Genomic DNA, 9,163 nt, shown 5'->3' with positions numbered 1-9,163 from the left:
GGGGCCGGCTCGCCGGCCCCCGACCCCACCCGAGAATTAGCAGTACAGACGACGACATAGGGGACATAGTGCTCGACGTCAACTTCTTCGACGAGCTGCGCATTGGCCTCGCCACCGCCGACGACATCCGTCAGTGGTCGCACGGCGAGGTCAAGAAGCCTGAGACGATCAACTACCGCACCCTGAAGCCGGAAAAGGACGGGCTCTTCTGCGAGAAGATCTTCGGTCCTCAGCGGGACTGGGAGTGCTACTGCGGTAAGTACAAGCGCGTCCGGTTCAAGGGCATCATCTGTGAGCGCTGCGGCGTCGAGGTGACTCGCTCCAAGGTCCGCCGTGAGCGGATGGGGCACATCGAGCTCGCCGCTCCGGTGACCCACATCTGGTACTTCAAGGGCGTGCCGAGCCGGCTGGGTTACCTGCTGGACCTCGCTCCGAAGGACCTCGAGAAGATCATCTACTTCGCCTCGTACGTCGTGACGAGCGTGGACGCGGAGTCGCGTCACCGCGACCTCTCGACGATCGAGAACGAGATCCTGGCGGAGAAGCGGCAGTCCGAGAACAGCCGCGACTCGGAGATCGAGAAGCGGGCCGCCAAGCTCGAGGCCGACCTGGCCGAGCTGGAGGCCGAGGGTGCCAAGGCGGACGTCCGGCGCAAGGTCAAGGAGGGCGGAGAGCGCGAGATGCGCCAGATCCGCGACCGGGCCCAGCGCGAGATCGACCGCCTGGACGAGGTGCTGGACACCTTCCGCAAGCTGGAGCCGAAGCAGCTGGTCACCGACGAGCTGCTCTACCGCGAGCTGCGCGACCGGTTCGGTGAGTACTTCACCGGTTCCATGGGCGCCGAGGCGATCAAGGCGCTGGTCCAGAACATGGACCTCGACGCCGAGGCCGAGAGCCTGCGGGAGACCATCCGGTCCGGCAAGGGTCAGCGGAAGATCCGGGCGCTCAAGCGACTCAAGGTCGTCGCGGCGTTCCTGAACACCCGCAACTCGCCGCTCGGCATGGTGCTGGACTGCGTCCCGGTCATCCCGCCGGACCTGCGCCCGATGGTGCAGCTCGACGGTGGTCGCTTCGCGACCTCCGACCTGAACGACCTGTACCGCCGCGTGATCAACCGGAACAACCGCCTCAAGCGGCTGATCGACCTCGGCGCGCCCGAGATCATCGTCAACAACGAGAAGCGGATGCTCCAGGAGGCCGTCGACGCGCTGTTCGACAACGGCCGTCGCGGCCGGCCGGTCACCGGCCCGGGTAACCGCCCGCTCAAGTCGCTGTCCGACATGCTCAAGGGCAAGCAGGGCCGGTTCCGCCAGAACCTGCTGGGCAAGCGCGTCGACTACTCCGGCCGTTCGGTCATCGTGGTCGGCCCGAAGCTCAAGCTGCACCAGTGCGGTCTGCCCAAGCAGATGGCGCTGGAGCTGTTCAAGCCCTTCGTGATGAAGCGGCTGGTCGACCTCAACCACGCACAGAACATCAAGTCCGCCAAGCGGATGGTCGAGCGTCAGCGCCCGGTCGTGTGGGACGTGCTGGAAGAGGTCATCGGCGAGCACCCGGTGCTGCTCAACCGGGCGCCGACCCTGCACCGCCTGGGCATCCAGGCCTTCGAGCCGCAGCTGGTCGAGGGCAAGGCGATCCAGATCCACCCGCTGGTCTGCACCGCGTTCAACGCCGACTTCGACGGTGACCAGATGGCGGTGCACGTGCCGCTGTCCGCCGAGGCTCAGGCCGAGGCCCGGATCCTGATGCTGTCGTCGAACAACATCCTCAAGCCGGCCGACGGTAAGCCGGTCACCATGCCCACCCAGGACATGGTCATCGGTCTGTACCACCTCACCCACCTCACCGCCGGTGAGAAGGGCGAGGGCCGGGCGTTCAGCTCGGACGCCGAGGCGCGGATGGCCTTCGACAACGGCGAGTTGCACCTGCAGGCGCCGGTGAAGATCCGTCTGCACGACGTGATCGGGGTCGACAACGGCTCCGGTGCCGAGGCGTGGACCGCCCCGGAGGGCTGGGTCGAGGGTGACCCGCTGACCGTGGAGACCACCCTGGGTCGGGTGCTGTTCAACGAGACGCTGCCGCAGGGCTACCGCTTCGTGAACTACGAGATCCGCAAGGGTCAGCTCTCCGCGATCGTCAACGACCTCGCCGAGCGCTTCCCCAAGGTGGCCCTCGCGGCCACCCTGGACGGGCTCAAGGAGGCCGGTTTCCACTGGGCCACCTGGTCCGGCGTGACGATCGGCATGGAGGACGTCATCGCTCCTCCGCGCAAGGCGGAGATCCTGGCGCGGTACGAGAAGGACGCCGACCAGATCGACAAGCAGTACCAGCGTGGTCTGATGACCGCCGAGGAGCGTCGCGGCGAGCTCATCGAGATCTGGACCAAGGCGACCAACGAGGTCGCCAAGGAGATGGACACCGCGCTGCCGCAGGAGAACCCACTGTGGAAGATGATCAACTCGGGTGCTCGCGGTAACCTGCTCCAGCTCCGGCAGATCGCGGCGATCCGTGGTCTGGTGGCCAACCCCAAGGGCGAGATCATCCCGCGGCCGATCAAGGCCAGCTACCGGGAGGGTCTGTCCGTGCTGGAGTACTTCATCTCCACGCACGGTGCTCGTAAGGGTCTCGCCGACACCGCGCTGCGGACCGCCGACTCGGGTTACCTGACCCGTCGTCTGGTGGACGTCTCGCAGGACGTCATCATCCGCGAGGAAGACTGCGGCACCGACCGGGCGATCCCGATGCAGATCGGCGAGAGGCTGGACGGCAAGCTCGTCGTCCACACCCACGCCGAGACCAGCGTGCACGCCCGGACCCTGGCCGACGACATCAAGGGGCCGGACGGCACCGTGGTGGCCGAGCGCGGTCAGGACATCAACTCCATCGGGGTCGACAAGATCGTCGCCGCTGGTGTGGAGACGGTCCGGGTGCGCAGCGTGCTCACCTGTGAGTCGAAGCTGGGCGTCTGCGCGGCCTGCTACGGCCGGTCGCTGCCGACCGGTAAGTCGGTCGACATCGGCGAGGCGGTCGGCATCATCGCCGCCCAGTCCATCGGTGAGCCCGGTACGCAGCTGACGATGCGTACCTTCCACACCGGTGGTGTCGCGGGTGAGGACATCACCCAGGGTCTGCCGCGTGTTCAGGAGATCTTCGAGGCTCGGGTCCCGAAGGGTAAGGCGCCCATCGCCGACACCCCCGGTCGGATCCGGATCGAGGACGGCGAGCGCTCGCGCAAGATCATCGTGGTGCCGGACGACGGCAGCGACGAGATCGTCTACGACAAGATCTCGAAGCGGGTCAAGCTCCGTACCCACGACGGCGGTCACGTCGCGGTCGGCGAGAAGCTGACCGAGGGCACCATCGACCCGCACGAGTTGCTGCGGATCATGGGTCCGCGGGCGGTCCAGGTCCACCTGACCAGTGAGGTCCAGGAGGTCTACCGCTCGCAGGGTGTGCTCATCCACGACAAGCACATCGAGATCATCATCCGCCAGATGCTCAAGCGGGTGACGGTCATCGACTCCGGCTCGACCGAGTTCCTGCCGGGTGTGCTCGTCGACCGGGCGCTGTTCGAGTCGGAGAACCGCCGGCTCGTCTCGGAGGGCGGCGAGCCCGCCGCTGGTCGTCCGGTGCTGATGGGTATCACCAAGGCCTCGCTGGCCACCGACTCCTGGCTCTCGGCGGCCTCCTTCCAGGAGACCACCCGGGTGCTGACCGACGCTGCGATCAACTCGCGCAGCGACTCGCTGGTCGGCCTCAAGGAGAACGTGATCATCGGAAAGCTCATCCCGGCCGGTACCGGCATCAGCAAGTACCGCAACGTCCGGGTCGAGCCGACCGAGGAGGCCAAGGCCAAGGTCTACTCGATGACCGGTTACCCGGAGACCGACTACGGGTTCGGGCCGGCCAGCGGGCAGGCAGTGCCGCTGGACGACTTCGACTTCGGGTCGTACCGCTAAGCACCAGTCACACGACGAGGCCCCCGGTGAAAGCCGGGGGCCTCGTCGTGTCCGTGCCAACCCACCGCTTGTGCCGGGTTCGGCATGATGGGGGGATGACGACCGCACCCGGGCAGGTGTCCGTCGCCCAGCAGGGCGTGCGCCACCCGCTCGACCCGGACCCGGCCCGCGCCACGAAGGCACGGGCGGTCTTCGCGCTGGGCCTGCTCGGCATGCTGACCGGGCTGTTCATCGGTGGCGTGGTGCCGGCCACCGTGGCCCTGCAACTGGCCCGGCAGGCGCGCCGGGAGGCGTACGCCTCGGGGGGTTTCCTGACCGGCGGCGTCTGGCTGCGGCGGGGGGAGTGGATGGCCTGGACCGGCCTGGTGCTGGTCGCGGTCAGCGTCGTGGCCGCTGTGGTCATCGGGGTGGTCCGGTTGGCCGGCGCCCCGTTCGGCCATGACTACCCCGCGAACATGGACTGAGCCACCGGTGGCCGCGCCCGGCGCGGGCGGCGGTGCTCGCGGCGGTAGCCTGGCCGGTGTCCGCCGGGTGACGGTGGCGGCCTTTCGACAGGAGGACCTCGTGACGGAACCGGCGCGGCCCCCTGCGGACGAACCGGCCGGCCCGCCGGACGTGCCGGCTCCGCCACCCGAGCGGAGCGACTGGGCGCGACCCGCCCCGAGCGGCGAGACCCACCAACCGGTGTCCACCCCGGGCCCGCCGCCCCCGGTGGCAGCGCCCCCTGGTTGGGGCCCGAACGGCTGGGGCGCTACCGCGTCGCCCGGCTCCGACCAGCCGTACCCGGTCTCCAGCGCGCCGACCTCGACGCCGCAGGGCTGGGGCCCACCCACCTCCGGGCCGGGCCTGCCGCCCGGCTGGGGCGGCCCGCCGCCGGCTGGTTCGGGAGTGCCGTACGGCTGGGGTCCGTCCCCGTCTGCGCCGTCTGCGCCGCCCGGGTGGGGTCGGTCGCCGTCTGCGCCGCCCGGGTGGGGTCCGTCCCCGTCCGGGCCGGTTGCGCCGTACGGGTGGGGACCGCCGCCGGGGCACGGCCCCGGGTGGGGTGGCCCGGCGGGGCGTTCCGTACCGCCGCCCACCGACGACCAACGCCGGCCCCCGAAGCGGGTGGAGCCGGTTTCGGGTACGCCGTTCGGCGTCGTGCACCTGGACGTGGCACCGGTCACCTCCGGGCTGGCCATCGGGGCGCTGGTGGCGGGGATCGCCGCACTTCTGGTCTCACTGCTGGTGATCTGCCTCGGAGTGGCTTTCAAGAACGACGGCGGGGCCTGGGCCTCCGGGGCGTTCGCCGCGCTGGGAGTGCTGGCCGGCGGGGCGGCGGTCGTCATCGGGTTGCTCGGGCGGCGGCAGATCCGGCGGGCGATCGCTCCCTCCGCGGTCCGGTTCACCGGCCGTGGGCTGGCGATGGCCGGGATCAGCTGTGGCGCGGCGGGTGCCCTGCTCAGCCTGCTGGGTCTGGGTCTTGCCCTGCTTCTCACACTGACGTGAGGATGATCACCGACAGATCCGGCACCTGACGGGGGTTTTCCGCGGAAGGCTTCCGGTCACCCCGGGGGCGATGGGTGCTTCTGCGGGGAAGCCGGTACACTTGTCTTTGTAGGTGCCCATCGCGGGCGACGGGGCAGGACGAGATCCGGCCGGCGGGTGTGAGACAGTCGCCGGGCCATTCCGTTTTGACCTGGGCGGTTGTGGTAGGTACTCTTTCCCCTTGTGCCCGGGCCTGCCCGGGCAACTCGTGCGTGCGCTGTTTCCGGCTTACGGACGGCGGCATGACAAGCCAAAGATCCGGGGCGGGGCGACCCGCGCGCCGGTGACACAACCCGGTACGAACGCGAGAGCGTCGCAACGGGGCCGTGACGAGGGCGACACGCCCGACCGCGGGTGCCGGGGTCTCCGCAAGGCGACCCTGGTCGGAATGTAGGAGAGCCGGTCAGCAGGCCGGCTAACGAGCAGACGGCGCGGCCGCGGATGCGGCCGAAGGGAGCGGAGAAACCCGGTGCCCACGATCCAGCAGCTGGTCCGAAAGGGCCGCCAGGCGAAGACGACCAAGACCAAGACCCCGGCGCTGAAGGGTTCCCCTCAGCGGCGCGGCGTGTGCACCCGCGTGTACACCACCACCCCGAAGAAGCCGAACTCGGCGCTGCGCAAGGTCGCTCGCGTGAAGCTCAGCAGCCAGATCGAGGTGACCGCCTACATCCCCGGCGTCGGTCACAACCTGCAGGAGCACTCGATCGTGCTCGTTCGCGGCGGCCGGGTGAAGGACCTCCCCGGCGTGCGTTACAAGATCGTTCGCGGCTCGCTGGACACCCAGGGTGTCCGCAACCGCAAGCAGGCGCGCAGCCGTTACGGCGCGAAGAAGGAGAAGAGCTGACATGCCGCGTAAGGGACCCGCTCCGCGGCGGCCACTGGTCGCTGACCCGGTGTACAACTCGCCGCTGGTCACCCAGCTGGTGAACAAGATCCTGCTCCGCGGCAAGCGTCAGCTCGCCGAGTCCATCGTGTACGCGGCCCTCGAGGGCTGCCGCGAGAAGTCCGGCACGGACCCGGTCGTCACCCTCAAGCGGGCGATGGACAACGTCAAGCCGACCCTCGAGGTGCGCAGCCGTCGTGTCGGTGGCGCCACCTACCAGGTTCCGGTCGAGGTCCGCCCGACCCGGGCGACCACCCTGGGCCTGCGCTGGCTGGTCACGTACTCCCGCGCCCGGCGCGAGAAGACCATGGTCGAGCGGCTGATGAACGAGCTGCTGGACGCGAGCAACGGCCTCGGTGCCGCCGTCAAGCGGCGCGAGGACACGCACAAGATGGCCGAGTCGAACAAGGCCTTCGCGCACTACCGCTGGTAACACCCTGGTTCCGGCGCCTCCGGGCGCCGGAACCGCCACCAGTTGTGTCGAGACGACGATAAGTAGGGATTGAAGTGGCCGCCGCAGACGCGCTCGCCAACGTACGCAACATCGGCATCATGGCGCACATCGATGCCGGTAAGACCACCACCACCGAGCGAATCCTGTTCTACACCGGCATCACGTACAAGATCGGTGAGGTCCACGAGGGCGCTGCCGTCATGGACTGGATGGAGCAGGAGCAGGAGCGTGGCATCACCATCACCTCCGCTGCCACCAAGTGTGAGTGGAAGGGCCACACGATCCAGATCATCGACACGCCCGGCCACGTCGACTTCACGGTCGAGGTCGAGCGGTCGCTGCGGGTTCTGGATGGTGCGGTAGCGGTTTACGACGGTGTCGCCGGCGTTGAGCCCCAGACGGAGAACGTCTGGCGGCAGGCCGACAAGTACAACGTCCCGCGCATGTGCTTCGTCAACAAGCTCGACCGGACCGGCGCCGACTTCTTCCGCTGCGTGCAGATGATGATCGACCGGCTGAACGCCACGCCGCTGGTGCTCCAGATCCCGATCGGGCTCGAGGGCGACCACATCGGTGTCGTCGACCTGATCGGCATGCGCGCCCTCACCTGGCGCGGGGAGACCCAGAAGGGTGAGGACTACGCGGTCGAGGAGATCCCGGCCGACCTGGCCGACTCCGCGGCCGAGTGGCGCGAGAAGCTGATGGAGACCCTCGCCGACGTCGACGACTCGGTGATGGAGAAGTACCTGGAAGGCGAGGAGGTCTCCGTCGAGGAGATCAAGGCCGCCATCCGGCGTGCCACCATCGCCGGCAAGGCCAACCCGGTGCTGTGCGGCTCGGCGTTCAAGAACAAGGGCGTTCAGCCCATGCTCGACGCCGTGGTCGACTTCCTGCCGTCGCCGCTGGACGTTCCGGCGATCGAGGGTACGGCCACCGACGGCGAGACCCCGCTGCTGCGTAAGCCGTCCAACTCGGAGCCCTTCTCCGGCCTGGCCTTCAAGATCCAGACGGACAAGCACCTGGGCAAGCTCACCTACGTGCGGGTCTACTCCGGCACGCTCGATTCCGGTTCCCAGGTGGTCAACTCCACCAAGGACCGCAAGGAGCGCATCGGCAAGATCTACCAGATGCACGCCAACAAGCGGGAAGAGCGTCCGTCGGCGCAGGCCGGCGACATCATCGCCGTGCAGGGTCTCAAGCAGACCACCACCGGCGACACTCTCTCCGACCCGGCGAACCCGGTCATCCTGGAGTCGATGACCTTCCCGGAGCCGGTCATCTCGGTGGCGATCGAGCCGAAGACCAAGTCCGACCAGGAGAAGCTGGGCACCGCCATCCAGCGCCTGGCCGAGGAGGACCCGACCTTCCGCGTCCAGCTGGACGAGGAGACCGGTCAGACGGTCATCTCCGGCATGGGTGAGCTGCACCTGGACATCCTGGTCGACCGGATGCGCCGCGAGTTCAACGTCGAGGCCAACGTCGGCAAGCCGCAGGTGGCGTACCGCGAGACCATCCGCCGCAAGGTGGAGAAGGTCGAGTACACCCACAAGAAGCAGACCGGTGGTTCCGGCCAGTACGCCCGCGTGATCGTGAGCGTCGAGCCGCTTCCGCTGGACAACGACTCGCCGACCTACGAGTTCGCCAACGCCGTCAGCGGCGGCCGCATCCCCCGGGAGTTCATCCCCTCGGTGGACGCCGGTGCGCAGGACGCGCTGCAGTACGGCATCCTGGCGGGCTTCCCGCTGGTCGGCGTCAAGCTGACCCTGCTGGACGGTCAGTACCACGAGGTCGACTCGTCGGAAATGGCATTCAAGATCGCCGGCTCGATGGTGATGAAGGACGCGGCCCGCAAGGCCGATCCGGCACTGCTCGAGCCGATGATGGCCGTTGAAGTCACCACTCCTGAGGAGAACATGGGTGACGTCATCGGTGACCTCAACTCCCGCCGCGGCATCATCCAGGCGATGGAGGAGCGCAGCGGCGCCCGCATCGTCCGGGCCCTGGTGCCGTTGTCGGAGATGTTCGGCTACGTCGGCGACCTGCGGTCGAAGACCCAGGGCCGGGCTAGCTACAGCATGCAGTTCGACTCCTACGCCGAGGTTCCGCAGAGCGTCGCGAAGGAGATCATCGCCAAGGCAACGGGCGAGTAGCGCTCTGAGCAGGTGATTCGTGGTTGGTCGCGGGAGGTTTCACCCGCCCGCGGCCACCACGATCGGATCGCGTGAGACCGGGCCTGTAGGCTTCATCGCCGCAGAACCCACAAAGGCTCTCCGGCCCTCGGGCCGGAAAGGCTGTCGACAGAGTCCTAAGCGCCGACCGGCGCGCCGGGCGTACGAACCAAGAAGT

The 9,163-nt window shown here is 68.4% G+C and carries 6 protein-coding genes; all 6 read left to right on the top strand.

The window, feature by feature from the left end; all coding sequences use genetic code 11:
• Positions 1–68 precede the first annotated feature (68 nt).
• The 6 genes from AB0877_RS26390 to fusA all read left to right on the top strand — a co-directional run bounded on the left by AB0877_RS26390 (position 69) and on the right by fusA (position 8,967).
• The gene (locus AB0877_RS26390) at positions 69–3,956 is read left to right on the top strand and encodes a DNA-directed RNA polymerase subunit beta' (RefSeq protein ID WP_366612195.1); all 3,888 of its coding nucleotides are present in this window, start codon (positions 69–71) and stop codon (positions 3,954–3,956) included.
• Between the two features lie 95 nt (positions 3,957–4,051).
• Positions 4,052–4,420, top strand: coding sequence for a hypothetical protein (locus AB0877_RS26385; protein ID WP_210784125.1), 369 nt, complete (start codon positions 4,052–4,054; stop codon positions 4,418–4,420).
• Positions 4,421–5,060: 640 nt separating this feature from the next.
• Positions 5,061–5,441, top strand: coding sequence for a hypothetical protein (locus AB0877_RS26380; RefSeq protein WP_366612194.1), 381 nt, complete (start codon positions 5,061–5,063; stop codon positions 5,439–5,441).
• Positions 5,442–5,949: 508 nt separating this feature from the next.
• A complete protein-coding gene (gene rpsL / locus AB0877_RS26375) occupies positions 5,950–6,324 on the top strand; it encodes a 30S ribosomal protein S12 (protein ID WP_007465318.1) in 375 nt (124 codons plus the stop codon).
• A gap of 1 nt (position 6,325) precedes the next feature.
• On the top strand, positions 6,326–6,796 hold the full coding sequence (gene rpsG / locus AB0877_RS26370) for a 30S ribosomal protein S7 (RefSeq protein WP_007465317.1): 471 nt from the start codon (positions 6,326–6,328) through the stop codon (positions 6,794–6,796).
• Positions 6,797–6,870: 74 nt separating this feature from the next.
• The gene (gene fusA / locus AB0877_RS26365; protein ID WP_363611581.1) at positions 6,871–8,967 is read left to right on the top strand and encodes an elongation factor G; all 2,097 of its coding nucleotides are present in this window, start codon (positions 6,871–6,873) and stop codon (positions 8,965–8,967) included.
• Positions 8,968–9,163 lie beyond the last annotated feature (196 nt).

The organism is Micromonospora sp. NPDC047644 (assembly GCF_040704315.1).
Taxonomy (GTDB): domain Bacteria; phylum Actinomycetota; class Actinomycetes; order Mycobacteriales; family Micromonosporaceae; genus Micromonospora.
Note: the sequence above shows the minus strand (reverse complement) of the source record. Positions and strands in the feature narration are given on the sequence as shown.

Excerpts from the sequence above, each read along its gene's own strand:
- AB0877_RS26385 (WP_210784125.1), top strand. The coding sequence starts at position 4,052 with ATGACGACCGCACCCGGGCAGGTGTCCGTCGCCCAGCAGGGCGTGCGC.
- rpsG (WP_007465317.1), top strand. The coding sequence starts at position 6,326 with ATGCCGCGTAAGGGACCCGCTCCGCGGCGGCCACTGGTCGCTGACCCG.